The sequence below is a fragment of the Tsuneonella sp. CC-YZS046 genome (genome assembly GCF_035581365.1).
Lineage (GTDB): Bacteria > Pseudomonadota > Alphaproteobacteria > Sphingomonadales > Sphingomonadaceae > JAWKXU01.
The window spans coordinates 3033751-3059236 of record NZ_CP141590.1 but is presented as its reverse complement, the minus strand read 5'-3'; the positions used below and the strand labels follow the sequence as shown (position 1 = coordinate 3059236).

Genomic DNA, 25486 nt, shown 5'->3' with positions numbered 1-25486 from the left:
GACAAATGCGAGCGCCGCAGCCGTTAGCGGCCGAGGACCGTCCAATAAATGTCGATCAGCTGTGCCACATTCTTCTTTGTCGAGAAGCGCTGCAGATAGGTTTCGCGCGCGCCATGGGAAAAATGCCGGCGATCGGCATGCCCGGCGAAGGCGGTGGCGATCGCCCGTTCCAATCCGGCTGGATCGAATGGATCGTAGAGCAGCCCGTTGCTGCCGTGATCGATGAGTTCGGCAAACCCGCCCAGCCGCGGCGCGATCACCGGCAGGCCGCAGGCGAAAGCTTCGACCAGCGTCATGGGGAAACCTTCATACCAGGTCGAGGGCAGGATGAGCCACGCCGCGCTTTTCATGCGATCCATGACGGCGGCGCTGGGCAGTGCGCCGGTAAATTCCACATGGGGCGGAGCGGCATGGCGCAGCGCCTCCAGTTCCGGGCCGTCACCCACGACCGTCAGGGGCAGGCGGGGGAAGGCATGGCTGGCTTCCACCAAAGCTGCGACGCCTTTTTCCGGCGCAATTCGCCCCACGAACAGCGCGCCCGTTCGCTCGGCCGCCTCGCGTCCTTGCCCCGGATCGGGCACGGAATTGGGCTTCACGGCGATCTGGCTCGCGGGAAGTCCGCCCTCGATGAACTTGGCGCGGGCAAATTCGGTCAGCGCGATGAAACGCGACACGGATTGCAGCCAGGCCGGGCTATGGACGGACGCATCCTGCATCCGCAGCACGGCAAGCGTCGCGGGCAGGGAATGGCGATAGCAGCGGTGAATCAGGGCATGGCCCCGGCTGCCGTGCTGGCACAGCTCGCAGATTGCGCCGTCGCGCAGGAACATGCCGTTGGCGCACAGCAGGCGATAATTATGCAGCGTCTGCACCACCGGCAGGCCCCGCTCCGCCAGCAGCCGGTGAATGCCCGGCGTCAGCAGCGGGAAGAAATTATGGATATGCACAACATCGGGCAGCTCTCGCGAGAGCGTTGCCAGAACGTCCCGCCCGCTCTCGGGGTTGCGCCTGGCGCGGGCGAAGGTGCGCACCTTGTCCCCCAGCGTGCCGATGGAATCATTGGCCACGCGATGAAGCGCAACCTGCACGCCATGCCTGCGCAGCATTTCGCTTTCCGCCTCGACCACGGCATCCTCGCCGCCTTTCTGCCGATAGGCATTGTGAAGGATCAGCACCTTCACAAGATGGCGCCGCCATTCTGCGCTGCCAGCGCCACCCGCCTCTCCCTTGGCGAAATTGCGGGAACGAAAGCGTCTGGAAGAGGCTTCCCGGCTCGGGCGGCATTCTCCGGCGCGAACATGGCGGTTGCCCGCATATAGCCCAGGGCCAGAGCGACGAAGAGGGCGGACCGCGCGCTTTCGATTACAGGGTTGAAGGCTGCCGCGACCAACACGATGAACAATGCCGCCGTCGCTTCGAGCGCGAAGGGCCGCTGCGCGCAATCCCGCCATAGCCGGCGGAGCATCAGCGCGAACAGCAGCAGGCTCAGCCAGCCCAGGCGAAGCGGCAGATCCAGAAAGCTCGAATGATTGGCGATCTGCAGGCTGCGCGAAAGGTTGAAGGCATAGAGATGCCGGATGCCGGGGTCGCGCAGCGCCTGGAAATCGGTCCACCCGCTGCCATATCCGATACCCAGCGGATGCGTGGCCACGCTTTCGACCGCATGGCGCCATAATATCGAACGAATACCGACATTGGGATCGGCCAGGCCGATGCCCCTCAGCGTGTCCAGGAAATAGGTGAGGCCCAGCATCAGGGCGATCAGCCCCGCGACCAGCGCGAGCAGGACCTGTCGAGGCCTTCCCGCCAGCACCAATCCCGCCAGGGCAAGCTGTATCAAGGCGTTGGAGGCAGCGCCCGAAAGGGGTAAGGGCAGGAGCAGGAGCAAACATCGAATGCCGCGATTGCCGCTGATGCGCAGCACGACGAAGAAATAGAGGAAATGAAGGAGCAGCGCAGGCGCCCGCACGCCATAGACGCCGCCCCTGATGAGGATGTTCTCGGTGTCGCGCCAGAACGTGATGGAAAGCAGCACCGCAAGCATTATGGCGGCGAACGGCACGATCCGCAGCCGGGGCAGGAAGATCATGCCGGCCGCATGGGTGAAGGCGGGCAAGGCGGCAATAATCAGGAGCAGGCCCGCGGCTTGCGGCAAGACGGCCCCCGGATCGGAAAGCCGCATGGCGGGGCGGATCACCCCGAAGACGGAAAGGCCCACATAAAGCAGCGCCAGACCAGCGAACAGCAGATATTCCTTGAAGATCAGGGCGCGCAGCACATCGCGGGCGAAGAATACGGTATACAACCCAAGCGCGATCAGCATGGCCGCCGCATAGGCCGAATAGCTCACCAGATCCGGCGGCATCGCGAAGGCGAAGGCGATCAGCAAGGTCGCCATCGCAACGGCGCCCTGCCTGGCGGGGGGCGGATCGGCGGGATGGACGGCATGAGCCTTCATGACAGCCTTCCCCGTAGCTCCTTGCCGGCCATGCGGCGATAGAGATTGGTAATCAGCAAGGTGATCCGTTCGCCCGTCAGCCCTATCAGCGCAGCCGATATTCTTGCCCGCCGATAGTTCGCCAGCAGCCAGCCGGGGTTCGAGGCGAAACCGAGCTTGCGGCGGGCAACCAGCATCTCGCGATAATGATGGACCCGGCTGGCCGCGCCTGTCGACATGCCGCCGATCGCCATTTCGGCCACGATCAGCGGGGCATGGTGGAAGCGGGTCCGGCCGTCCTTCATGGTGCGCAGCAGGAACTCGTAATCGCCCGCCGAGCGAAACCCGGCATCGAACAGCCCGAAGGTTGCGAACAGGCTGCGATGGTGAAGCAGGCCGGTGTGGGAGAAGGGAATGTAATCCTCGCTCCCCAGCCTGGCCGATGCGATGGGCATGGCGCCAAAGGTTTCGAGCAGGGCATCCCCTTCGCGGAACAGCGTCTGCCCGAAAACATAGGCAAGCTCGCGCCGCGCAGGCGGAAGCGCCGAGGCCGCCGCCTCCAGCCGCGCGAGCGTATCGGGTGCGTGGAGCCAGTCATCCGAGCCGAGGAACATCACCCATTCCCCCCTGGCCGCGGGAACGACCTTGTTCCAGGCATCGTAAACCCCCCGGTCCGGGCCGGAGATGCGATGCGTGACAAGGCCGGTGAAACGATCGACGATCGACAGCGTGCCGTCTTGCGACCCGCCGTCGGCCACCAGAACCTCGAAATCCGCATCGCGCTGCGCCGCCAGGCTTTCCAGCGTGCGGGCCAGCGTTGCTGCGGAATTATAGGTGGCGACGATTACGGATATCACGCTTCATTCTCATCGACCCGATGCCTTGCCCCAGGCGAAGAGTGGGCGCCGTGGCTTGCCAGACCAGTGTCATGTCGGCGCGAGGATGAAAAAACAAGAGTTTGGATCGATCGAACACGATCCATTCTTGCGACAGGTTGAAGGTTTCATCCCTTGCCAAACTTCCGCAATCTGCCCTAGCTGCGCCGGAGAAGAAAGGCGACAGGCCGGATTTCGGGGCCTGGATAATGGAAGAGCTTGCGGCAGAGAATTTCGATGCAGCCGAAAATATTCGGTATCGGTTACAACAAGACCGGCACTTCCACGCTCGGTTCCTGTCTGCGCGCGCTCGGCTATCGTCATGTCACTTACGATTACGATCTGCTGTGCCATTTCTTCCACGGACGGCACGAGGAGATCTATCGCGTCATCGATGCGCACGACAGCTTCGAGGACTGGCCGTTTCCACTGATGTATCGCGAGCTTGCGGAGCGGTATCCGGATGCCAGATTCATCCTCACGGTTCGCCGCTCGAGCCAGGTCTGGTTCGAAAGCCTACGCCGGCACGCGCGGCGCTCCAACATCAGGAAACATGAACGGACCTGGCTCTACGGCATACGCTATCCGGAGAACGGCAAGGACCGCTATATCGAGAAATACGAGGCGCATAACGCGGCGGTGCTCCACGATCTGGGCGACAGGGTCTTGCCGATCTGCTGGGAAAACGGCGAGGGCTGGGACGAGCTATGCCGCTTTATCGGCGTCGATCCGCCAGGCTTGCCGATGCCTCACGAGAATCCCGGCGTTGCCCATGCCTCCCCCATGCGGCGGCTGACGCATGAAATACTGTCCCGCCTCGAAGCGGCGGGTTTGAGCTGACGGCTCAGGATGTCCGATTGCGTTCCGCCGGAGCGATCATCCAGCGTTCGCAGATGAACAAGGCAGCCGACAGCGCAAGCATCGTCATTCCCGTAACCCAGGCCACCCCGATCATTCCGAACCAGTGAACCGCAGGCACCAGAACCGCCACGCTGCCGAGGCTGATCGAGGTGGAGACCCGCGAAACGAGCGCATCGAAACCCGCAGCGTTGAGAATGAATGCGCTCGGACCCAGCATGATTCCACCGCCATAGCAGGCGGACATGATCAGCAGCGCGGGATAGCCGGCGACGAATTCAGGCCCTGCCAGTTCCAGAATATATTGCCCGGCCGCAAGGATGGAGAGGGCGTAGATGAATCCGAGCGCGGCCATGACGATCTTGCCGTCGCGCTTCGCCTTGCGCCACGCTTCGCTGTCGCGGCTGCGCCATGCCAGGCTGAGCCGGGGTAGGATCAGGATCTGGATGGTCGTGACGATCAGCCCGACCGATGCGACCAGCCGGAACACCAGATTGAAGATGCCCACCTGCTCGGCCGGCAGAAAGAACGGCAACATCAGCATGGCCGCCCAGCTGTTCAGGAAGAAGGCCAGTTCCACCAGCGCGAAATTGCGCTGGCGCTGTCGGTCCCGGTTCCGTGAGATACGGGGCCGGCCCCTGCGCAGATGCCAGAAGGGCGCGAGGTTGAATAAAAAGCAGGCGAGGGCGGCAAGGCCGGTTCCCGCGACATAGGCGATCGCGAACAATTCCAGCGAGGGATGCATCACGCCCAGCCGAACCATGCCGGCGATCAGCAGCACGACCAGCGGCAGCATGAGGAACTCGAAGAACAGGCTGGATGCGGCCCTGTTCATGCCGCGGGATGTGGCGCACAGAATCTGCAGGATCACCGTCAGGGGCAAGAGCAGGACCAGCAGCGAAACCGACAATTCGGGCCGATAGTCGACCGCATCGAAGACCAGGGCGCAGGCCGCGACAATTGCGAGCAGAAAGCCCGTTCGCCTGATCGCGTCCATGAGCTGCGCATTGGCGTAGCTCGCGATCCCGCTGCGCCGCCAGGCCGTATTGCGCGGCGGAATATCGAGCAGGATGGCATTGCCCGATCCCCACCGCGCGGCCAGCGCCAGCCCTACCGCCCAGGCGTAGGTTCCGAACAAGATGCCGGCGCCAGCCGCGCCCAGCATTCGGGTTACGACCAGGGTGGTCAGGAAGGCTGCCCCGGCGGCCACCACCCGCACGGAGGAGGCCTTCACCAGCGAGAAGAGCAAGCCTGATGCGACAGGGAAAGCAGGCTTGCCTGTCATCTAGCTACATGGTCCGTAAACGATTGCCGCCAGGCAACGGCTCTCTGGACAGCCTGATACCCTATCGCACATCGCCACCGCTTCGCTTGTCCAGAATGAACCGGCCAAATGTTTCCAGGTCGTCCGTCACCGCCTGCAACGGAGGAATTTCACTGAAATCCTTCACTTCCAGCCGATTGCCTTCGTAAAGCGAGCGGCCCTCGCGCATCATGTTGCGCAGCGCCTCGTGCGAAATCTCTCCATCGGGGCCGGCCAGTTCCCCTGCATGTTCGCCCAGAGAATGGGAATAGGACCGCAGCTTCTCCAGGGCAGCCTGCTCGTCACCCAGCCAGCTGTGATGAAAGCCGTGAAAGCCGCGCAGCAGGAATATCCGCTCATGCAGGCGCCCCCATTCGCCCAGCCGCCTGAGACGGTCCGACGAATGGCGCAGCGTACGGAATGCCGCCCCGGTCATGGCAAAGGTGCGATAGGCGTAGTTCGCAGGCGAGTGTTTCCAGACCTCATGGAAATTGGTGGAATAGAGATTCAGATAGAAAAACGTGTGATGCATTTCGATGCTGACGATGCCGTGCCGCCGCGCGGCATCGATCACTTCGCCAGCCCGCCGCGAATCCACGATCTCGTCGACATCGCTCAGGATCACAAGGTCGTCATCCGCCACCCCGGCCAGCACTTCGTGAACGTGATTGCGTTGCGATGTCTCGTTCCTGCGCGCCATCTCCTTCTTGCGGAAGAAGGGAAAATAGCGGCTGAAACCCCAGCGGCAGGCAGGGTGGAAACGGCTGGCCCCATCGAACAGATGCGGTTTCAGGAACACTGTTTCAGGGGGCAGGGCCGGGCTGCGTTCCCCATGGCGGAAGGTCCGGTTGGCTTCGCACAGGTGCAATTCATCGACCCATTTCGCCGACTCCCGCATCTTGAGGGCCAGCGCCGGATGCTCGTTATGGAACATGCAGAATTCGAAGATCTTCACCGCGCATCCCTTTCATGCGGAGCCGCGGCGGATGCATGAAGGCAGGACGGCAGAGGCCGATCGCGCCTGTCAGGGCAGCAGGGCTGATCGAGCGGATGGGGAAAGCGGGTAACGAAGCCGTCCGCCTGCGCGCGATCCTTGCGCAGGAAGCTCACTTCCAGAAAGTGCGGTATCTCCAGATCGCCATAAGCGAAATTCGCGGCGACATTGTTCGGATGGGCGTGGACCACGTGGAAGAATTGAGCGAGCCGCCCCAGGCAAGCGTCGAACAATGCCCACGCCACCTCATCGAAACAATGCGGCAGGGAATGGAATTCGATCACCAATATGCGAAACGCCTGCAGCATCTCATCGGAAATGTTGAGCAGGGCCTGCCATTCCGCCCCTTCGATATCCATCTGCAGAATGAGATCGCCGTCTTCGGGGCGCAGTTTGGAGCGCATCCAGCGATCCATCGTGACATGGCGGTCATCGTTCCAGGCGCCCACGAATTTCTTTTCGAAATCCATGTCGCCGCTGCCGGGCGGAGGGCCTTCGACCGAGGCGTCGGCCAGAAAGCAGCGGATGCCGCGCCGCTGAAGATCCTGCTCGAACGATGCGATCTGGTCCACGCCGGGCGAGAAACAGGCTGTGACACCCGCCAGATCGTCGGGCACGAGATAGCCGCCATCGTTCGCGCCGCCGATGCGAATGAGCGGAACGGCGGTGCTCACCGGATGGAGCCGGGCCAGCAGGCGGCGCACGCGCGCATCGTCGACCCTGCGCTTCACCGCAAAGCCGAGATGCAGGGCGACCGCGCTGGCGAACTGCTTCACGTTCAAAGGGCCTCCTCGGTGCAAGCGCGCGGGCTCAGTCCGTCTTCGCGATGGGCGCGTGGCGCATCACTTCAAGATCCGCCTGAACCATTTCGCGAGCCAGCTCACGAACCGGGGTCTGGTGCCGCCACCCCAGCTTCCGCTGCGCCTTGGCCGGATCGCCGATCAGCAGATCGACCTCGGTGGGGCGGAAATAGCGCGGGTCCACTTCCACCAGGCAGTTGCCGGTCGCCTGGCAATATCCCTTCTCCTCCGCCCCTTTTCCGCGAAATTCGATGGGGATGCCCACATCCTCGAAGGCCCAGCGGACGAATTCCCGGACTTCGGTAGTCTCACCCGTGGCCAGCACATAATCGTCCGGCTCGTCCTGCTGCAGCATCAGCCACATGCCGCGCACATATTCCCGCGCATGGCCCCAGTCGCGCCTCGCATCGAGATTGCCGATATAGAGCCGGTCCTGCCTCCCGAGCCTGATCGCGGCCGCGGCGCGCGTGATCTTGCGGGTGACGAAGGTTTCCCCGCGCAAGGGGCTTTCATGATTGAACAGAATCCCGTTCGAGGCGTGAATGCCATAAGCCTCGCGGTAATTCACGGTTATCCAATAGGCATAGAGCTTGGCGGCCGCGTAGGGGCTGCGCGGATAGAAGGGAGTGGTTTCGCTTTGCGGAACTTCCTGGACCAGGCCGTAAAGCTCGGACGTGGAGGCCTGATAGAACCGGGTCTGCCGCTCGAGGCCGAGGATGCGGATGGCCTCGAGCAGGCGCAGCGTGCCGAGGCCATCAGCGTTGGCGGTGTATTCAGGAGTCTCAAACGATACCTGAACATGGCTCTGCGCGGCCAGATTGTAGATTTCGGTGGGTTGAACCTCCTGCACGATCCGGATCAGGTTGGTGGCATCGTTGAGATCGCCGTAATGCAGCGAGAATCTCTTTCCGGACTTGTGCGGATCTTCATAGATGTGCTCGATCCGGCCGGTGTTGAAGGACGAGGACCGGCGCTTGATGCCGTGGACCTCATAGCCCTTCTCCAGCAGCAATTCCGCCAGATATGCGCCATCCTGGCCGGTGACCCCGGTGACCAGCGCACATTTGCGCCCCTTATCCGCCGCCATCTTCTGCCCCTAATGATTGCCGCATGTTCAACTGCTTAGCGGTTTTGCCGCTGGCCACAAGGCGGTGAACAGCCCGGACTGGAGCAAACGCACGGACCGGGCCGCGAGGATTATTGCGGAACGGAAAACGTCCCGCTGACCCGGCCGCCCTTGCCCGCGCTCCCGCCGCCCCGGCCGTCCACGCTCGACACCCCGCTATCGAGGTCTATCACCAGCCGCTGCCCGTTCAGATCGTCCGAGCCGCGGCGCAGAGCGACATCGCCCGCCATGGTGATGATGCGGCGGTTGAAATCATAGATGGCGACATTGCCCCGCGCCGTTTCATTGGCGCGGGTGACCAGCACCCCGCCGGTGGCGGTGATGCGCTGGATCTTCAGGGAATCCGCATTGGTATAATCGACGGTTGTGCGCGCGGCGCGCAGGCGCAGATTGTCCTGCGTGATATCGACATTGCCCGACAGCACCACCCGGTCCTGCCGGTCCTGCAGCTCGATCCGGTCGGCGGCGTAGTTGACCGGCGCCTTGCTGTTGTGATTGCCGATCGCCTGGGCCGAAAGCTGGATGCCGCCCAGCGCGGCCAGAGTCACCACGAAACCGGCCGCGCCATAACGGAGCGGAGCGGCGAAACGGCGAAGATCGATCATTGCGGCATCCTCAGCTTGCCCGGCTCCATGCGCAGCCTTGCGTCGCCGACCAGAGTGATGGTTCGGGCGGAAAGATCGGCCTCTATATGGTTGGCCGAGAAAGTGCCAGCGGGCATCGAGCCTTCCACCCGGCCGCTGCCCCCCAGCCTGCGATTCTTCAGGTCGATCGCGACATTGCGCGTCACCATGCGATAGCCGTCGGCGGCGGTGAACTGCACCGGCCCATCCACATTCACCATTTCCTCGCGGAAATTGTAGCGGCCCTTGCCGGCGCTCAGCGTGGCGGGGCCATCCGACAGCAGTATCCGGGCGACGAGATCGTTCATGACGACCACCGGCTCCCTGACCGAGCGCTGGACAGCCTCGCCAGCCGTCAGGGAAAACGGGCGACCCTGGCTGTCCTCGCCGCGATACATCGCATTATCCACCCGCAGCCGGTCCTGCACCACCTGCACTTCGTTGCGATCCAGCAGGAAGCTGATCTCGCCGCGCGGCGAAAGCGGGCTGAGGATCATCAGCGCCGCCAGCACCCCGATCGCGGCGGGCAAGGCCCGGGAAAGGATGCGAATCAGCCGGTCGTGCGAACCGCCCGGGGCCGCAAAGGCCTGGCGGTGATTGCGGATGGTGTCGGCTTCGGCGCTCATGGTTCTGCTGCTGTCGTTGCCTTGCTTACTCGTGGCTGAAGATATCCTTCTCGGCCCAGCCGGCAAGGTCCAGCCGCGCCCGGGCGGGCAGGAAATCGAAACATGCCTGGGCAATCGCCAGGCGCCCTTCGCGTTCCAGCCGTTCGACGAGAATATCGCGCAGCCGATGCAGATAGCGCACGTCGCTGGCGGCATATTCGCGCTGCGCCTCGTTGATTTCCGGCGCGCCCCAATCGCTCGACTGCTGCTGCTTGGAAATATCCGTGCCCAGCAGCTCGCTGACCAGGTTCTTCAGGCCATGCCGGTCGGTATAGGTGCGGGTCAGCTTGCTGGCGATCTTGGTGCAGAACACCGGGGCCGCGACCACGCCGAGATAATGCTCGATCGCCGCCAGATCGAAGCGCGCGAAATGATAGAGCTTGATACGGGCCGGATCGGCCAGAACCGCCTTCAGGTTCGGCGCGTCGAAGCTGCTTCCGCGCTTGAAGCGGATGAGATGCTCGTCCCCCTGCCCGTCGCTGATCTGGACCAGGCACAGCCGGTCGCGCGGAGTTATCAGCCCCATGGTTTCGGTGTCGACAGCGACCGGGCCGGGGGCAAGCACGCCCGCGGGCAGATCTTCTTCGTGAAAATGAACAGTCATATGCTTCTGCCCTTAAGCCCATCCGTGGAATAGCGAAAGCCCCGGCTGGCGATAGTCGCATCTACGCGCTACCAGTTCCCCATGGCGCAGGACAATCTTCCTCCTTCGTGGAGCCCGGTGCTCCAACCCGTGCTGGCGACACAAGAAGCGCGCCGGCTGGGCGGCTGGCTGCGCGCCGAAGAAGCGGCGGGAAAGCGAATCTATCCGCCCCGGGGCCAGCGTCTGGCCGCGCTGGAGCTTACCCCGCTGGACAAGGTCAAGGTGGTGATCCTGGGGCAGGACCCCTATCACGGGCCGGGGCAGGCGCATGGCCTCTCATTTTCCGTGCCCCAGGGGGTGCCGCCGCCGCCGTCCCTCGTTAATATCTACAAGGAGCTGAAAAGCGATCTGGGAATCGGCCCCCCGGACCATGGCGATTTGTCGCATTGGGCGAAGCAGGGGGTGCTCCTGCTCAACAATGCGCTGACGGTGGAAGCGGGGCAGGCCGGATCGCACCAGAACCGGGGCTGGGAAGCCATTACCGATGCGGCGGTCGCTGCGGTCGCGGCGCGGCCGGAGCCGAGCGTGTTCATCCTGTGGGGCAGCCATGCGCAGGCCAAGGCCGCGCGAATCCCGGAGCTGACCGACAGCGACCGCCATCTGGTGATCCGTTCGCCGCATCCCAGCCCGCTTTCGGCCCATCGCGGCTTCTTCGGATCGAAACCTTTCAGCCGCGCCAATGCCTTCCTGGAAGCCAATGGCCGGGGCGCGATCGACTGGTGACGCCGGATTTGCCAAACCGGCCCGGTGGCGATAGCCCGGAGCTGATCCGGAACAATTTGATGCGTGGGGAGATGGCATGACAGGAAAACTCGGCAAGCTGGGCGTTTGGGCCAGCCTCGACCTGATGACGTCGGCCGAGCTGGCCGGTTTCGCCCAAGCAGTTGAACAGGCTGGATTTTCCGCCCTGTGGCATCCCGAGGCCGTGGGCCGCAATTCGCTGGTTTCATCGAGCTGGCTGCTCGCCAACACCACGCGGCTGATCGTCGCCACCGGCATCGCCAATATCTACGCCCGCGATGCGCAGGCGATGGTGGCCGCGCGCAATGGCCTGAACGAGCAATCCGGCGGCCGGTTCATCCTCGGCATGGGGGTTTCCCACGCGCCGCTGGTGGATGATCTGCGCGGGCACGATTACGGCAAGCCGGTGGCCACCATGCGCGCCTATCTCGAAGCAATGGGCAAGGCGGTCTACGAATTGCCGAAACCCTCGGACAAGCCGCTCACCCTGCTGGCCGCCCTCGGGCCGAAAATGCTGGAGCTTTCGCGCGACCTGGCGGATGGCGCGCATCCCTACAATGTCACGCCGGAATTCACCGCCGAGGCGCGCGCCATTCTCGGGCCGAACAAGCTGCTTTGCGTGGAACAGATGGTCGCGCCCGCGCCGGATGCGGAAACCGGCCGCAAGCTCGGCCGGGCGATCCTGAGCATCTATATCGGCCTGCCGAATTACCGGAATACCTGGCTGCGGCAGGGCTTCGACGAATTGGATTTCGAGAATGGCGGGTCCGACCGGCTGATCGACGCCATGGTCGCCTGGGGCGATGACGAAGCGATACGGGATCGGGTGCGCGCCCATTGGGATGCCGGTGCCGACCATGTCTGCATCCAGCTGCTTGGCCAGCATGGCACGCCCGACATCGCCGCGCTGGAACGGATCGCGCAGGGCCTCTAACGCTGCCTTTATGGCACAGAGGACACCCTGACAAAGGGCATCGCGCCTTCCCGGCGGTGCAGGGTCAGCCTCTCGCGCTCCACTTCGATGGTGGCCCCGGTCAGATCGACCCGGCCGAGATCATTCGGCAGCAGAGTGAACCGCAGCATCCGGGTATGCGGCGGCAAGGCGATCCGCCCGGAGAGGATATTGTTCACCGGCTCCCCCAGCTCGATCCATTGCGGCTCCGCCGCAAGCTGCCCTGCCCCCTGCCAGCCGTCATGCTGGGTATAGCCTTCCAGCACCTGCCCGTCGGCCAGGCCGATCCGGAAATCGATGCCGGCGATCCCCCTGCCGTTGGGCCAGTTCACGTCCAGCCGTAGCACGCTCCCTTCCGGCGAGAGTTCGGCCTGCCGGAATTCCGGCGGGACCGGCCTGGGTTCGGTGACCAGCGAAAGCTGGCCGCCGGCCAGGGTCCAGCGGCCTTCCGAGGCTTCGTCCAGCGCCCCGGCGATCAGCCAATAGGCATAGGTTCCATCCCCGCGCAGGACCAGTTCCGACGCCACATCGGGGCCGCCTTGCAGGCGATAGCTGCCGGCGAAATCCGGCGCCGGGGCTTGCGCCCATGCCGGGGAGGAGAGGGACAGCAGCAGAAGGGCGGATGAAAGGAGACGGCGCGCGAGCATCGGCGGATGATTGCCCGCAATCCCCCGCAAACGCCAGAGGCAGGAGCGGCTGCTTACGCTAACCGCCGCACTCCGGATCAGCGCGGCAGTTCGCTCGCGCCCATCAATGCCTCGTCCACCGCCCGCGCGCATTGGCGGCCTTCGCGGATCGCCCATACCACCAGCGACTGGCCCCGGCGCATGTCGCCGCAGGAGAACACCATGTCCTCGCTCGTCCTGTAGTCGATCAGATTGGCATCGACATTGCCGCGATCCGTCATGGCGACGCCGGACTGGTCCAGCATCCCCTGCTTGCGCGGGCCGAGGAAGCCCATCGCCAGCAGGATGAGGTCGGCCTGCAGCGTGAACTCGCTGCCCGGCACTTCTTCCATCCGGCCGTTGTTCCATTCGACGCGCACGCATTCCAGGCCCGTGACCTTGTTGTCGCCGATCACGCGCTTGGTCAGCACCGCCCAGTCGCGCTCCACGCCCTCGTCGTGGCTGGTGGATGTCCGCAGCTTGAGCGGCCAGTCCGGCCAGGTCAGCGCCTTGTCTTCCTTTTCAGGCGGCCTGGGCATGATTTCCAGCTGGGTCACGCTGGCCGCGCCCTGGCGGTTGGAGGTGCCGACGCAGTCCGACCCGGTATCGCCGCCGCCGATCACGATGACATGCTTGCCGGTGGCGCTGAGCGTGCCGTTGGGCGCGGCGCGCGCCTCGTCATCCCCGGCATTGCGCTTGTTCTGCTGGGTCAGGAAGCTCATCGCATAGTGGACGCCCGGCAGCTCCGCGCCGGGGATCTGCAGCGGACGCGGGTTTTCCGCGCCGCCCGACAGCACCACCGCGTCGAAATTCTCCTTCAAGGCCTTGAAGGAAACCTCCACGCCGATTTCGGTCGACGGGCGGAAGGCCACCCCTTCGGCTTCCATCTGCTTCATGCGGCGGTCGATGAGGTGCTTTTCCATCTTGAAGTCGGGAATGCCGTAACGCATCAGCCCGCCCACCCGGTCGTTCTTCTCGAACAGGGTCACGGAATGGCCGGCCCGCGCAAGCTGCTGGGCGCAGGCCATGCCCGCCGGGCCGGAGCCGACCACCGCCACGGACTTGCCGGTGCGCCGGCCGGGCACCTGCGGCTCGATCCAGCCTTCCTTCCAGCCGCGATCGACGATGGCGCATTCGATCGACTTGATGGTCACCGGCTGGTCGATGATGTTCAGCGTGCAGCTCGCCTCGCACGGGGCGGGGCAGATGCGGCCGGTGAATTCCGGGAAATTGTTGGTCGAATGCAGTATTTCCAGCGCATCGCGCCAGTCGCCCTCATAGACCAGATGGTTCCAGTCCGGGATGATGTTGTTCACCGGACAGCCGTTGTGGCAATAGGGAATGCCGCAATTCATGCAGCGCGACGCCTGCTCGCGCAGCGCCGGCTCCGCATGCGGGATCACGAATTCCTTGTAGTGCTTCAGCCGTTCCTTGGGGTCCGCATAGGTGCGATCCTTGCGGTCGACTTCGAGAAAGCCGGTTTCCTTGCCCATTATTCCGTAACCCTTATTCGACCCGAGTCATTCAGCGGCGACGCTGGCGGCTTCGAGGCGCTCCGCCTCGATCTGCCGCAATGCGCGCGAATAATCGCGCGGCATCACCTTGACGAACTTCCCAAGCGTATTGCCCCAATCATCCAGCAGCGCGGCCGCGCGCGCCGAGCCCGTATGCAGCTTGTGCCTTTCGATCAGTATCCTCAGCCGTTCGGCATCGTGGCGCAGCATGTCGCCCATGCCGTAATCGAGCACGCTGGACCCACGCTGTTGCGGGCGGCCCATGCCGTCTTCATTGTCCGGCTCCGCCGAAATCCGTTCCAGATCGACCTGCGCCGGATTGCACAGCTGCTCGAACATGCCGTCTTCGTCATAGACATAGGCGATGCCGCCCGACATGCCCGCGGCGAAATTGCGGCCGGTCCTGCCCAGCACGCATACCACGCCGCCGGTCATATATTCGCAGCCATGGTCGCCCGTGCCTTCCACGACCGCGATCGCGCCGGAATTGCGGACCGCGAAGCGTTCGCCCGCGACGCCGTTGAAATAGGCCTCGCCCGCGATCGCCCCATACAGCACCGTGTTGCCGACGATGATGTTCTCGGACGGATCGCGGCCCAGGCCGTCCGGCTGGCGGACGATCACGCGGCCGCCCGACAGCCCCTTGCCGACATAGTCGTTGGCATCGCCCACCAGATCGAGCGTGACGCCATGCGCCAGCCATGCGCCGAAGCTCTGCCCGGCGACTCCGGTGAAGTTGATCCGGAGCTGTTCCGGCTTCAGCCCGCCATGGCCGTGCCGCTGCGCGATCCGGCCCGACAGCATCGCGCCCACCGTGCGGTTCACATTGCGGATGGTCCGGTCGAGCACCAGCGTTTCGCCATTCTCGATCGCGGGGCGGGCCGCCTCGATCAGCTCGACATCCAGCGCCGCTTCCAGCCCATGGTCCTGGGTCTGCGTCCAGTAGGGCCGCTTGCCTTCCTCCAGCTCCACCACATGGAGCAGGCGGGACAGGTCGATCCCATGCGCCTTCCAGTGATCGACCGCCTTGCGCGCATCGAGCCGGTCGACCCGGCCGACCATTTCCTGCACCGTGCGGAAGCCCATTTCCGCCATGATCCGGCGCAGTTCCTCGGCCACGAAGAAGAAATAGTTGATTACATGCTCGGGCTGGCCAGTGAAGCGCGCGCGCAGCACCGGGTCCTGGGTGGCGACGCCGACCGGGCATGTGTTGAGGTGGCACTTGCGCATCATGATGCAGCCCGCCGCGATCAGCGGGGCGGTGGCGAAGCCGAACTCATCCGCGCCCAGCAGCGCGGCCACGGCGACGTCGCGCCCCGTGCGGATGCCGCCATCGGCCTGCACCGCGATGCGGCTGCGCAGGTCGTTCAGCAGCAGGGTCTGCTGGGTTTCGGCCAGGCCGATCTCCCAGGGGCTGCCGGCATGGGTCAGGCTGGTCAGCGGCGATGCGCCGGTGCCGCCTTCGTAGCCGGAGATGGTCACATGGTCGGCGCGCGCCTTGGAAACGCCCGCGGCGACCGTGCCGACGCCCACTTCGGACACCAGCTTGACCGAGATCCGCGCCACCGGATTGACGTTCTTCAGATCGTGGATCAGTTGGGCCAGATCCTCGATCGAGTAGATATCATGGTGCGGCGGCGGTGAAATCAGGCCCACGCCGGGGGTGGAATGGCGGACCTTGCCGATCACCTTGTCCACCTTGTGGCCCGGCAGCTGGCCGCCCTCGCCGGGCTTGGCGCCCTGGGCCATTTTGATCTGGATATCGTCCGAATTGACGAGATATTCCGCCGTCACGCCGAAGCGGCCCGATGCGACCTGCTTGATCCGCGAGCGCATCGAATCGCCATTGGGCAGCGGGGTGAAGCGATCCACTTCCTCGCCGCCCTCGCCGGTGTTGGAGCGGCCGCCGATCCGGTTCATCGCGATCGCCAGCGTGGTATGCGCTTCCCGGCTGATCGAGCCGAAGCTCATCGCGCCGGTGGCGAAGCGCTTCACGATCTCGCTGGCCGGCTCGACCTCATCCAGCGGGAGCGGCCTGTCGGCCTTCTTCAGCTCCATCAGCCCGCGAATGGTCAGCAGCCGTTCCGACTGCTCGTTGATCGAACGGGCGAATTCCTCGTAATTCTTCGGATCGTTGCCGCGCACCGCGTGCTGGAGACTGGCGATGCTGGCCGGGGTCCAGGCATGGTCTTCGCCGCGGATGCGGTATTGGTAGATCCCGCCCACGTCGAGCATCTTGCGATAGATCGGATTGTCGCCATAGGCGGCGGCATGGCGGCGCACCGTCTCTTCGGCCACCTCCTTGAGGCCGATGCCCTCGATCGTCGTCGCGGTGCCCGTGAAATACTGAGCGATGAACGAGCTGTTGAGCCCGACCGCATCGAAGATCTGCGCGCCGCAATAGGACTGGTAGGTCGATATGCCCATCTTGGACATGACCTTCAGGATGCCCTTGCCGATCGCCTTGATATAGTTCTGCTGGACCTGCTCGGTGCTGAGCGGGAGTTCCTTCTCGACCCGGATCTGCTCCAGGGTCTGGAATGCGACATAGGGATTGATCGCTTCCGCCCCATAGCCGGCCAGCGCGCAGAAGTGATGCACTTCGCGGGCCTCGCCGGTTTCCACCACCAGGCCGGTCTGCATCCGCAGGCCCTGCCGGACGAGGTGATGATGCACCGCCGCGGTCGCCAGCAGGGCGGGCATCGCGATGCGGTCCGGGCCTTGGGCGCGATCGGACAGGATCAGGATGTTCTTGTCGGCCAGCACCGCTTCGGTCGCGGCCACGCACAGGTCGCGCAGGGCGCGCTCCAGCCCGTCGGCGCCAGTGCTGGCATCCCAGCAGATGTCGAGCGTGCCGGTGCGGAACGCCTTGTCGAGAGACTTCTCGGCGCTGCGGATCTTCAGCAGGTTCTCATTGGTGAGAATGGGCTGCGCCACTTCCAGCCGCTTGTGCGCGCCGGCATCGTGCCCCAGCAGATTGGGGCGCGGGCCGATCATCGACAGCAGGCTCATCACCAGCTCCTCGCGGATCGGGTCGATCGGCGGATTGGTGACCTGGGCGAAGTTCTGCTTGAAGTAATCGTAGAGCAGGCGCGGCCGCTGCGACAGCACCGCGATGGGAGTGTCGGTGCCCATCGACCCGATCGGATCGTCGGCATTCACCGCCATCGGCTCGAGAAACTTGGAAACGTCTTCCTGGGTATAGCCGAAGGCCTGCTGGCGATCGAGCAGGCTGGTCCGGTCCACCGGCAGCTCGGCCTCGTTGGTCTCGACCGTTTCCAGGTCTTCCAGCTTGTATTGCGCCTGCTCCAGCCACTTCGCGTAAGGCTCCGCATTGGCGAGTTCGGCCTTCAGCTCCTCATCCTCGATGATGCGGCCCTGCTCCAGGTCGATCAGCAGCATCTTGCCCGGCTGGAGCCGCCACTTGCGGATGATTTCCTCCTCCTTGAACGGCAATACGCCGCTCTCCGAGGCAAGGCAGACGATATCATCCTTCGTCACGCAATACCGCGCGGGCCGCAGCCCGTTCCGGTCGAGCGTGGCGCCGATCTGGCGTCCGTCGGTGAAGGCGACGGCGGCCGGCCCGTCCCAGGGTTCCATCAGGGCGGCGTGATATTCGTAGAAGGCCCTGCGCGCCGGGTCCATCAGCGGATTGCGCGCCCAGGCTTCCGGAATCAGCATCATCATCGCATGGGTCAGGCTGAATCCGCCGGCCACCAGCAGCTCGAACGCATTGTCGAGGCAGGCGGTGTCCGACTGGCCGTGCGGGATCAGCGGCCACATCTTGTCGAGATCCGCGCCCAGCAGCGGCGATTCCATGGTGCGGCGGCGCGCGTTCATCCAGTTCACATTGCCGCGAACCGTGTTGATCTCGCCATTATGGGCGATGAAGCGATAGGGATGCGCCAGCTTCCAGCTGGGGAAGGTATTGGTCGAGAAGCGCTGATGCACCAGGCCGATCGCGCTGACGCAATCCGGATCGCGCAGATCGTCGTAGAAGCTGTCCACCTGATTGGCGAGCAGCAGCCCCTTGTAGACGATGGTCCGGCTGGAAAAGCTGGGCATGTACAGTTCCGCCAGCCCCGGCATGTTCAGCTCGACCGCCTGCTCCTCCAGCGGGTTCTGGGTCTGCTTGCGGATCGCCAGCAGCTTGCGCTCGAAGGCGTCCTGGTCCGCGCAATTCTGGCCGCGCGCGACGAAGCACTGGCGGATCACCGGCATCGCGGCGATCACCGCCTTGCCCAGCCCGTCCAGCGAGGTCGGCACATCGCGCCAGCCGATCACCCTCTGGCCTTCCTTGGCGATCACCTTCTCGAACAGGCTGACGGCATAATCGCGCGAATGCTGGTCGCGCGGCAGGAAGCACATCGCGATCGCATAATCGCCCGGCTGCGGCAGGGTCAGCCCTTCGCCTTCCGCCCACTTGCGATAGAGGGGATCGGGAATCTGCATGAGGATGCCCGCGCCGTCGCCCAGCAGCGGGTCCGCCCCCACCGCGCCGCGATGGTCGATATTCGCCAGTATCTCCAGTGCCTGTTTAACGATCGCATGACTTTTGGTTCCCTTGATATGGGCGACAAAGCCCACACCACAGGCGTCGTGTTCATTGCGCGGATCGTATAAGCCCTGGGACACCGGGTAACCCATCAAAATTCCTATCCTGTCGTTGGCCTGGCCGCTGCACCCCGATGCAGCGCCCTTTCGGCAAAAATGCGCGAATCGCAAGAGCCCTGTATGCGACAGGGCTGTGCGATCTTCCCCAATGACGTCAGGAAGCGGTTTTTGCAACCGCGAAGCGGATTTCCGTGCAAAAACCACGCTTTTCCGCCATTCTGGCAGGGCGGCGGAGTGGCTTGCGGTTCAGGCGGCGCCGCTGATCCGCTGCAGCCGGGCCAGCGCCTCGCGCAAGGCCTTGTCGGCGGCATCCGGCTCCGCGGGCGCCTCCCCGGCAGCGGTGGGGCTTTCCTGCGTGGGCGGCCTGGTATCGCCCGAGGCTTCCGGCTCCTCGCCCTGCGGCGGGCGGCCTGCGCCCATCTTGAGATTCAGCAGCGAGCTGTAGCTTTCCTCCGCGAGGGTGGCGTCCTCATCCTCGTCCGCTTCGCTCTCATTGGCGAAATCCTCGGCCTGATAGGCGGGCAGATCGCCGAAGCCGGCCGGCTCACCATGGTCGCGGATAGAGTGCCCGGGCAACCCGAGATCCGAAAGGGCGAGATCGGTTTCGACCCCATCCTCGTCATCTTCCTCGTCGAACCCGAACGGGCGAAGCGCCGCGGGCATGGGATGCAGCGCGGGAGAATCATCGCCAGCGCCATCCGGCGCGGGGGCGCGATCCGGAGCCGCGGGCCATTGCCGCGCCGGGGCCTTCCTCGCCAAGAGGCTTTCGTCCACCGCAACGGGGCGCTGCTGGCGGATCTGAATGGCATAGGCCAGCCGCTCCACCAGATCGGTCACGCCCAGTTCGGCCAGCGGAGCTTCGCGGATAGCGGGATTGCGGCCGGCCGGAAGGGCGTCATCCTCATCCAGTTCGAGCGCCGCCTCGGCCATTTCCGGCATGGGGGAAGCGGCGGGCGGCAGGGCGGTGTCAGGCTGTTCGCCCGGCTCTTGCCCGGCCTCGATGAATGCCTCATCGGCATCGCCCCATTCGGACCGCTCGAACGGCATGTCCTCTGCGGCGGGCATCTCTTCGGCAATTTCTTCCGGCAGAGCCTGCTCCACCGGCTCGATTTCGTCGCCAGCCGGTTCGGCCCCCGGCTCGGTCCATTGCCGAGCAGCCCCGTCATGCGGCCCCTCGATTGCAGGCAAGTCGATTACCGGCCCCTCGATTACGGGCTGGGCCAAACTGGCAGGCGTGCGGCGGCGGCCTTCCTTTTCAGAAAGCACGTCTTCCCAGCTGACGCCCAATTCCTCGGCAAGCGTGCCCCGAAGTTCAGGGCGGAATTCAGGCAAGCGATCTTCGCCCAACTCTTCCAGCGCGGAAATCGGACGGCGCGCGGGCGCGTCCGGGTGGCAGTCGGCATTGCGCAGCCTTGGCTCCGCGGCGGTGGCCGACTGGCGATTGCGGCGCTGCGCGGCAACGATCCGCCGGGCGAGGGCAAGCCCCCCGACGCCCCCGACGACCGTGGCGGCCAGGGCGATGAGCGCGCGCGCCTTGAAGCCGAGCGGCGGCGCCATGGCCGGTATCAGCGCATCGGCGCCCGTGAGCGTGACGATGCGTTCCGGCAGGGCGGAAGGCAGGACCAGGCTGCCCAGCCCGAACAGAGCGGCAAACCAGATCGCGACCATTGCGGGAAACGCCGGATGGGCGCTGATCGGCGCGGCCTTTCCGGAACCCGTCTTTCCCGTATTCTGCTTCGAACTGGACACTGTTCGCACAACCCCTGTCGCCTTGCCGGCATTGCCCGTATCGCTCGCTACCCGCTCCCGGCGCGCTTCAGGCAGCCGCGCACAATCCCGATTCGGAACCCTTGCCTAGCAAGGCTTGGTAAACGTCTTGATAACGACGCACATTGCGCGCCCAGTCATGCCGCAGAGCCACATGCGCCTTCGCCGCTTCCCGCATCGCCGCCCAGTCATCCCGGTGCGCCAGCAATCCCGCCAGCGCCTCGCCGCAGGCCGCCGGATCGTCGGGAGCGAACAGCGTCCCCGTCACCCCGTCGCTCATGAGTTCGCGGTGTCCGCCCACGTCGGACGCGGCCACCAGCTTGCCCTGGGCCATGGCCTCCAGCGGCTTGAGCGGAGTGACCAGATCGGTCAGCCGGCTCGCCTTGCGGGGATAGGCCATGATGTCGCACAGGGCATAATAGCGTTCGACCTGATCGTGCGGGACCCGGCCGACGAAACGGATGGCATGGCGGGCCAGCGATGCCCCGGCCTGGCGCTCCAGCGCCTCCGCGCGCGGCCCTCCGCCCACCAGCAGCAGGCGGGCGTCGGGCTGGCTTTCGAGCAGCAGCGGCATCGCCTCGATCAGATCGTCGATGCCTTCGTAGTCGTAGAAGCTGCCGATGAAGCCGATCACCGGGCCGCTGCCCAGACCCAGTTCCCGCGCAAGCGCCGGATCGGCGGCGGGCGGCGTGCCGAACAGCTCGAGATCGACGCCATTGGGCATGATGCCGATGCGCCCCGCCGGAAAGCCGCGCGCGATCAGGTCGTCCCGCAATCCATGGCAGATGGTCATCACGCAATCGGCCCCGGCGACGACATGGTTTTCCAGGCTCCGGGTCAGCCGGTATTTGACCGAGCCTTCGCGGCCGGTGCCGTTGCCGACTGCCGCATCCTCCCAGAAGGCGCGGATTTCATAGACGAATGGGATGCCCAGCCGCCGGGCGGCGCGCATTGCCGCCAAGCCGCACAAGGCGGGGGAATGGGCATGCAGTATATCCGGCCGCCACTGCCCGCACAGTGCTTCGATGGCGCCGGCGAGCTGGCCCGCTTCGCGCCATTCGCGCATTCCGGCCGGGCCGCTGGCTTCGCCCGATGTGCGGTGGAAGATCAGCCCGTCGACTTCCTGCATCTCGGGATCGCCCCCGGCACCGCCATGACGCAGCCCCGTGATCCCGCGCACTTCCAGCCCCATCGCCTGCTGCGCCTTCAGGATGGCGCGCGTGCGGAAGGTATAGCCGCTATGCAGCGGCAACGAGTGGTCGAGGACGTGCAGAATGCGAGTCATGGCCATATTGTGCCATCAATTAGCTTAACGCCACGTCAACCGCCTGCTGCTAGGGCAGAGCGGAGAAGAAGTTTCCGGAAACTTGCCGCTTGATCGATCTGTTCTCCCTTGCCCTGACCCACGGCCTGATGATTATCGCCGCCTGGCGGCTGGTGCAGCGCGAGGATCTGGACCTGCCGGGACGCTTGCGGAGCCGGAAAGCGCCGCGCGCGGCAAAGGGCGAGGACGATCATGCTTGACCTTGCCCTGCTCGCTTTCTTCGGCGTCCTGCTGCTGCTGGGGCTGCGCCACCCCTTCATCTGGGTGCTGGCCTATCTCTATGTCGATATCGTGTCCCCGCAGCGCGTGGGGTGGACCTTCGTGCAGTCCCTGCCGATCTCGCTGATCGCATTCGTGGCGGCCTTCTCGGGCTGGCTGCTGATCGACCGCAAGGACGGCGCCCGCTTCACCCTGCGCCAGGGGCTGATGGTAGCGCTGCTGGCCTATTGCGCGATGACCACGCTGACGGCTGACTTTCCGGAAGCGGCGCTCGAAAAATGGAGCTGGGTGTGGAAGGCGCTGGTCTTCGCCATCTTCCTGCCGCTGACCCTCACCACCCGCCTGCGGATCGAAGGGGCCATCCTGTTCATGGTTCTTTCGATCGCCGCGATCATCATCAACGGCGGGCTCAAGACCGTCCTCGGCGGCGGCGGCTATGAAACCCTGACCCTGCTGGTGCGCGAGAACAGCGGCCTTTACGAAGGCTCGATCATTTCCTGCGTGGCGATCTCGGTCATTCCGCTGATTCTCTGGCTGGCCCGGCACGGCACCATCTTCCCGCCCGACAACCGGGTCCGCCTGTTCGCCGCCGCGCTGATCTTCGCCGCCCTGCTGATGCCGGTCGGAACCGCCGCCCGCACCGGCCTGCTCTGTGTCGGCGCATTGGGCGCGCTGATGATGCGCAGCGTGAAGAACCGCTTCCTCTACATGGGGCTGGCCGGATTTCTGGCGATCGCCGCGATACCCTTCCTGCCGCAGAGCTTCACCGAGCGGATGAGCACGATAGAAAATCACCAGGCGGATCAGTCCGCCTCGACCCGGCTCGCGGTCTGGGCCTGGACGTTCGATTACGCCAAGAAGCATCCCCTGGGCGGCGGCTTCAATGCCTATCTGAGCAACAAGCTGACCTTCGAGACGGTCGATGCCAAAACCGACGGCAGCACCACGACCATCAGCACCACGACCATGACCGACGAGGCGCGCGCCTATCATTCCAGCTATTTCGAGATGCTGGGCGAACAGGGCTGGATCGGGCTGGGCCTGTGGCTGTGGCTGCTGCTGCTGGGCATCTGGCAGATGGAAAAGCTGCAGCGCCGCTGGAAAAGCCGGATCGCGGAGGGAGAAACCTGGCAAGCGCCGCTGGCCCTAGCGCTGCAGCAGGGACTTATCGTCTATATGGTTGGCTCGCTGTTCGTCGGAATCGCGTTCCAGCCCTTCATCTTCATGCTGATCGGCCTGCAATGCGCCCTGTGGAGCTATTGCCGGGACCGGGAGCCTGCCCTGCCATCGAAGCGCGCGCGCAGGGCCGCCTCGAAAGCCGCGCCGACCTCCGCCTGAGCGTCCAACGACGCAGTTTCTTGCAACCGCGCCCGTAAACGCGCATCTTCGCTTCTCCACCGGCCGGAGGAGAAGCTTGGATGGAAACGGGCGGGACCTTGGGTATCATCGAAATCCTGGGCATTGCGGGCAGCGTCAGCCTGCTGGCCGGGTGGCGGCTCTATCTCTGCGTGCTGGCCACCGGCATCGCGATGCGGCTGGGCGTCCTGCCGCTTCCGGAACATCTGGCGGCGCTTCAGGTCCTGGCCAATCCCTGGGTCATGGGGGTGGCGGGAATAGCGGCGTTCTGCGAATTCTTCGCCGACAAGATCCTCTGGCTGGATACGGTCTGGGACACGATTCATACCGCCATCCGCCCGCTTGGCGGCGCGTTGCTGGCACTGGCCGTGGTGGACCCTTCGGACCCCGCGATGCAAGTGATCGCATTCATCCTCGGGGGCAGCGGAGCCTTGCTCGCGCATAGCGGCAAGGCCGGGGCGCGGGCGCTGGTCAACACCAGCCCGGAGCCATTCAGCAATGTGGCGGTGTCCACCACGGAAGATGTGGCGACCGCCGGCCTGCTCTATCTCGCCTATGAATATCCCCTGGCCGCCGGGGTCATCGCGCTTGTGCTGCTGGCCGCCGCCATCGGCCTGCTGCTGCTGGCCCGCACGGTGCTGCGCCGGATATTCGGCAGCGCCCAGGGAGAGGGCAAGCCCGGCCAGCCATGATTCGCGGCAAATCGCTTTAGGGCCTGCCCCTAGGCCACCGCTTCCAGCCTGGCGCGGGGGTTGGCCGCGATCCATTCTTCCACCACGGGCGCGATCCGGTTGCGCCATTTGCTGCCGTTGAAGATGCCGTAATGGCCGACATTCCTGGCCAGCAGATATTTCTTGCGCTGCTCGGGCAGGCCGGTGGCGAGATCCAGCGCGGCGCGGGTCTGGCCGATGCCGGAAATATCGTCGCGCTCGCCCTCGATCGCCATCAGCGCGGTGTCGCTGATCGCCCCCAGGTCGACAGGCTTGCCGCGATGCACCAATTCGCCCTTGGGCAGGGAATGATTCTGGAACACATGCTCCACCGTCTGCAGATAGAATTCGGCGGTCATGTCGCAGACGGAGCGGTATTCGTCATAGAAGGCCTTGGTGGCCGCCGCGCTTTCGCCGTCGCCAGTGACGAGATGCTTGAACATCTCGTAATGGCTCATGATGTGGTTGCCGAGGTTCATCGCCATGAAGCTGGTGAGCTGGAGGAAGCCCGGATAGACCTTCCGCCCGACGCCCGGATACTGGATCGGCACGGTCGCGATCAGATTGTTGCGAAACCAGGCCAGCGGACGCTGCATCGCCATGGAGTTCACGGTGGTCGGCGAGGCGCGGGTGTCGATCGGCCCGCCCATCATCGTCAGGCTTGCCGGACGGCAGCGGTTCCGGTCGGCGCCCATCACAGCCGTGGCGGCCAGCGCTGGCACGGAAGGCTGGCACACGGCCACCATATGAGTGCCCGGGCCGATGAATTCGAGAAACTCGATCAGATAGTCGATATAATCGTCCAGATCGAAGGAGCCGGCCGAAAGAGGCACCATCCGCGCATCGGCCCAATCGGTGATATAGACTTCGCACCGCTCCAGCATCCGTTCCACCGTGCCGCGCAGCAGCGTGGCGTAATGGCCGCTCATCGGCGCGACGATCAGCAGCTTCGGCGCATCCGCCGCCAGCCCGGCATGGGTGAAGCGCAGCAACGAGCCGAACGGACGCGCCAGGACTTGGGTTTCCGTCACCTCATGGGCAGCGCCATCGACCTCGACCTGGACAATGCCGAATTCCGGTTTCCCGCGCGATGCCGCGGCATGGGCGAACACATCCAGCGCGGATGCGGCAACCGGCCCCAGCCCGGTATAGCCCAACGGATTGCTGGGATTGGAAAGCATCTGCGCCCCGATCCCGGCCCAGGCGCTCGCTCCCTGCAGGAAGGCGCGCTGCAGTTCATAGGCATGATAGATCACAGTTCGTTCGTTCCCTGTCCGATCATGCCGGCATTGTGACCCCA

Annotated in this window: 22 protein-coding genes; 6 read left to right on the top strand and 16 right to left on the bottom strand. The window is 64.8% G+C overall.

Annotation, left to right across the window (positions count from 1 at the left end):
• Window positions 1–23 precede the first annotated feature (23 nt).
• From U8326_RS15000 to U8326_RS14990, 3 genes are read right to left on the bottom strand one after another with little or no spacing between them, the layout of a single operon-like run.
• Entirely contained in the window at window positions 24–1181 is a 1158-nt protein-coding gene (locus tag U8326_RS15000) for a glycosyltransferase (protein ID WP_324741237.1), read from the bottom strand.
• The gene (locus tag U8326_RS14995) at window positions 1178–2458 is read right to left on the bottom strand and encodes an O-antigen ligase family protein (protein WP_324741235.1); all 1281 of its coding nucleotides are present in this window, start codon (window positions 2456–2458) and stop codon (window positions 1178–1180) included. Before U8326_RS14995 ends, U8326_RS15000 begins: the two co-directional genes overlap by 4 nt.
• Complete coding sequence (locus U8326_RS14990; RefSeq protein WP_324741233.1) at window positions 2455–3294, bottom strand: glycosyltransferase family 2 protein; 840 nt, start codon at window positions 3292–3294, stop codon at window positions 2455–2457. The genes U8326_RS14995 and U8326_RS14990 overlap by 4 nt, the downstream gene beginning before the upstream one ends.
• 255 nt (window positions 3295–3549) lie before the next feature.
• On the opposite strand from U8326_RS14990, the gene U8326_RS14985 reads away from it, so the two are divergent.
• Window positions 3550–4152: a sulfotransferase gene (locus U8326_RS14985; RefSeq protein ID WP_324741231.1), complete on the top strand. Its 603-nt coding sequence runs from the start codon at window positions 3550–3552 to the stop codon at window positions 4150–4152.
• A 4-nt stretch (window positions 4153–4156) separates the two neighbouring features.
• Here U8326_RS14985 and U8326_RS14980 read toward each other — a convergent pair whose 3' ends face one another.
• The 7 genes from U8326_RS14980 to U8326_RS14950 form a co-directional block, all read right to left on the bottom strand.
• Window positions 4157–5455, bottom strand: coding sequence for a hypothetical protein (locus tag U8326_RS14980; protein ID WP_324741229.1), 1299 nt, complete (start codon window positions 5453–5455; stop codon window positions 4157–4159).
• Between the two features lie 61 nt (window positions 5456–5516).
• The gene (locus U8326_RS14975) at window positions 5517–6428 is read right to left on the bottom strand and encodes a hypothetical protein (RefSeq protein WP_324741227.1); all 912 of its coding nucleotides are present in this window, start codon (window positions 6426–6428) and stop codon (window positions 5517–5519) included.
• Window positions 6425–7243, bottom strand: coding sequence for a hypothetical protein (locus tag U8326_RS14970; RefSeq protein ID WP_324741225.1), 819 nt, complete (start codon window positions 7241–7243; stop codon window positions 6425–6427). Before U8326_RS14970 ends, U8326_RS14975 begins: the two co-directional genes overlap by 4 nt.
• Window positions 7244–7277: 34 nt before the next feature.
• Complete coding sequence (gmd, locus tag U8326_RS14965) at window positions 7278–8354, bottom strand: GDP-mannose 4,6-dehydratase (protein WP_324741223.1); 1077 nt, start codon at window positions 8352–8354, stop codon at window positions 7278–7280.
• Window positions 8355–8464: 110 nt separating this feature from the next.
• Window positions 8465–8998, bottom strand: a complete 534-nt coding sequence (locus U8326_RS14960) for an LptA/OstA family protein (protein ID WP_324741221.1) — start codon at window positions 8996–8998, stop codon at window positions 8465–8467.
• Entirely contained in the window at window positions 8995–9642 is a 648-nt protein-coding gene (lptC, locus tag U8326_RS14955) for an LPS export ABC transporter periplasmic protein LptC (protein ID WP_324741219.1), read from the bottom strand. Before lptC ends, U8326_RS14960 begins: the two co-directional genes overlap by 4 nt.
• Window positions 9643–9667: 25 nt before the next feature.
• Window positions 9668–10285 (bottom strand): ribonuclease D, encoded by a 618-nt coding sequence (locus tag U8326_RS14950; RefSeq protein ID WP_324741217.1) that lies wholly within the window; start codon window positions 10283–10285, stop codon window positions 9668–9670.
• A gap of 81 nt (window positions 10286–10366) precedes the next feature.
• On the opposite strand from U8326_RS14950, the gene ung reads away from it, so the two are divergent.
• Window positions 10367–11047, top strand: a complete 681-nt coding sequence (gene ung, locus U8326_RS14945; protein ID WP_324741215.1) for a uracil-DNA glycosylase — start codon at window positions 10367–10369, stop codon at window positions 11045–11047.
• A 76-nt stretch (window positions 11048–11123) separates the two neighbouring features.
• A complete protein-coding gene (locus U8326_RS14940; RefSeq protein WP_324741213.1) occupies window positions 11124–11999 on the top strand; it encodes a TIGR03620 family F420-dependent LLM class oxidoreductase in 876 nt (291 codons plus the stop codon).
• Between the two features lie 8 nt (window positions 12000–12007).
• Here the strand turns inward: U8326_RS14940 and U8326_RS14935 are convergent, their stop codons facing one another.
• From U8326_RS14935 to U8326_RS14915, 5 genes are all read right to left on the bottom strand, one after another.
• A complete protein-coding gene (locus U8326_RS14935) occupies window positions 12008–12664 on the bottom strand; it encodes a hypothetical protein (RefSeq protein ID WP_324741211.1) in 657 nt (218 codons plus the stop codon).
• 77 nt (window positions 12665–12741) lie between these two features.
• Complete coding sequence (locus U8326_RS14930; RefSeq protein WP_324741209.1) at window positions 12742–14175, bottom strand: glutamate synthase subunit beta; 1434 nt, start codon at window positions 14173–14175, stop codon at window positions 12742–12744.
• Between the two features lie 27 nt (window positions 14176–14202).
• Entirely contained in the window at window positions 14203–18843 is a 4641-nt protein-coding gene (gene gltB, locus U8326_RS14925; RefSeq protein ID WP_324741207.1) for a glutamate synthase large subunit, read from the bottom strand.
• Between the two features lie 213 nt (window positions 18844–19056).
• Window positions 19057–20559, bottom strand: a complete 1503-nt coding sequence (locus U8326_RS14920; RefSeq protein ID WP_324741205.1) for a hypothetical protein — start codon at window positions 20557–20559, stop codon at window positions 19057–19059.
• Window positions 20560–20626: 67 nt separating this feature from the next.
• Complete coding sequence (locus tag U8326_RS14915; RefSeq protein ID WP_324741203.1) at window positions 20627–21862, bottom strand: TIGR04063 family PEP-CTERM/XrtA system glycosyltransferase; 1236 nt, start codon at window positions 21860–21862, stop codon at window positions 20627–20629.
• 89 nt (window positions 21863–21951) lie between these two features.
• Here U8326_RS14915 and U8326_RS14910 point away from each other — a divergent pair, with 89 nt between their 5' ends.
• From U8326_RS14910 to U8326_RS14900, 3 genes are all read left to right on the top strand, one after another.
• Window positions 21952–22101: a hypothetical protein gene (locus tag U8326_RS14910; RefSeq protein WP_324741201.1), complete on the top strand. Its 150-nt coding sequence runs from the start codon at window positions 21952–21954 to the stop codon at window positions 22099–22101.
• The gene (locus U8326_RS14905; RefSeq protein WP_324741199.1) at window positions 22094–23458 is read left to right on the top strand and encodes a putative O-glycosylation ligase, exosortase A system-associated; all 1365 of its coding nucleotides are present in this window, start codon (window positions 22094–22096) and stop codon (window positions 23456–23458) included. Before U8326_RS14910 ends, U8326_RS14905 begins: the two co-directional genes overlap by 8 nt.
• A gap of 98 nt (window positions 23459–23556) precedes the next feature.
• Complete coding sequence (locus U8326_RS14900) at window positions 23557–24168, top strand: DUF4126 domain-containing protein (RefSeq protein ID WP_324743633.1); 612 nt, start codon at window positions 23557–23559, stop codon at window positions 24166–24168.
• A gap of 29 nt (window positions 24169–24197) precedes the next feature.
• Here U8326_RS14900 and U8326_RS14895 read toward each other — a convergent pair whose 3' ends face one another.
• Window positions 24198–25442, bottom strand: coding sequence for a polyhydroxyalkanoate depolymerase (locus U8326_RS14895; RefSeq protein ID WP_324741197.1), 1245 nt, complete (start codon window positions 25440–25442; stop codon window positions 24198–24200).
• Between the last annotated feature and the right edge of the window lie 44 nt (window positions 25443–25486).

Bases quoted from the DNA above. Each gene is read 5' to 3' on its own strand.
- gmd (WP_324741223.1), bottom strand. From the start codon at position 8,354: ATGGCGGCGGATAAGGGGCGCAAATGTGCGCTGGTCACCGGGGTCACC.
- gltB (WP_324741207.1), bottom strand. From the start codon at position 18,843: ATGGGTTACCCGGTGTCCCAGGGCTTATACGATCCGCGCAATGAACAC.
- U8326_RS14930 (WP_324741209.1), bottom strand. From the start codon at position 14,175: ATGGGCAAGGAAACCGGCTTTCTCGAAGTCGACCGCAAGGATCGCACC.
- U8326_RS14950 (WP_324741217.1), bottom strand. From the start codon at position 10,285: ATGACTGTTCATTTTCACGAAGAAGATCTGCCCGCGGGCGTGCTTGCC.
- U8326_RS14915 (WP_324741203.1), bottom strand. From the start codon at position 21,862: ATGACTCGCATTCTGCACGTCCTCGACCACTCGTTGCCGCTGCATAGC.
- U8326_RS14995 (WP_324741235.1), bottom strand. From the start codon at position 2,458: ATGAAGGCTCATGCCGTCCATCCCGCCGATCCGCCCCCCGCCAGGCAG.
- ung (WP_324741215.1), top strand. From the start codon at position 10,367: ATGGCGCAGGACAATCTTCCTCCTTCGTGGAGCCCGGTGCTCCAACCC.
- U8326_RS14905 (WP_324741199.1), top strand. From the start codon at position 22,094: ATGCTTGACCTTGCCCTGCTCGCTTTCTTCGGCGTCCTGCTGCTGCTG.
- U8326_RS14985 (WP_324741231.1), top strand. From the start codon at position 3,550: ATGCAGCCGAAAATATTCGGTATCGGTTACAACAAGACCGGCACTTCC.
- U8326_RS14960 (WP_324741221.1), bottom strand. From the start codon at position 8,998: ATGATCGATCTTCGCCGTTTCGCCGCTCCGCTCCGTTATGGCGCGGCC.
- lptC (WP_324741219.1), bottom strand. From the start codon at position 9,642: ATGAGCGCCGAAGCCGACACCATCCGCAATCACCGCCAGGCCTTTGCG.
- U8326_RS14980 (WP_324741229.1), bottom strand. From the start codon at position 5,455: ATGACAGGCAAGCCTGCTTTCCCTGTCGCATCAGGCTTGCTCTTCTCG.
- U8326_RS14940 (WP_324741213.1), top strand. From the start codon at position 11,124: ATGACAGGAAAACTCGGCAAGCTGGGCGTTTGGGCCAGCCTCGACCTG.
- U8326_RS14935 (WP_324741211.1), bottom strand. From the start codon at position 12,664: ATGCTCGCGCGCCGTCTCCTTTCATCCGCCCTTCTGCTGCTGTCCCTC.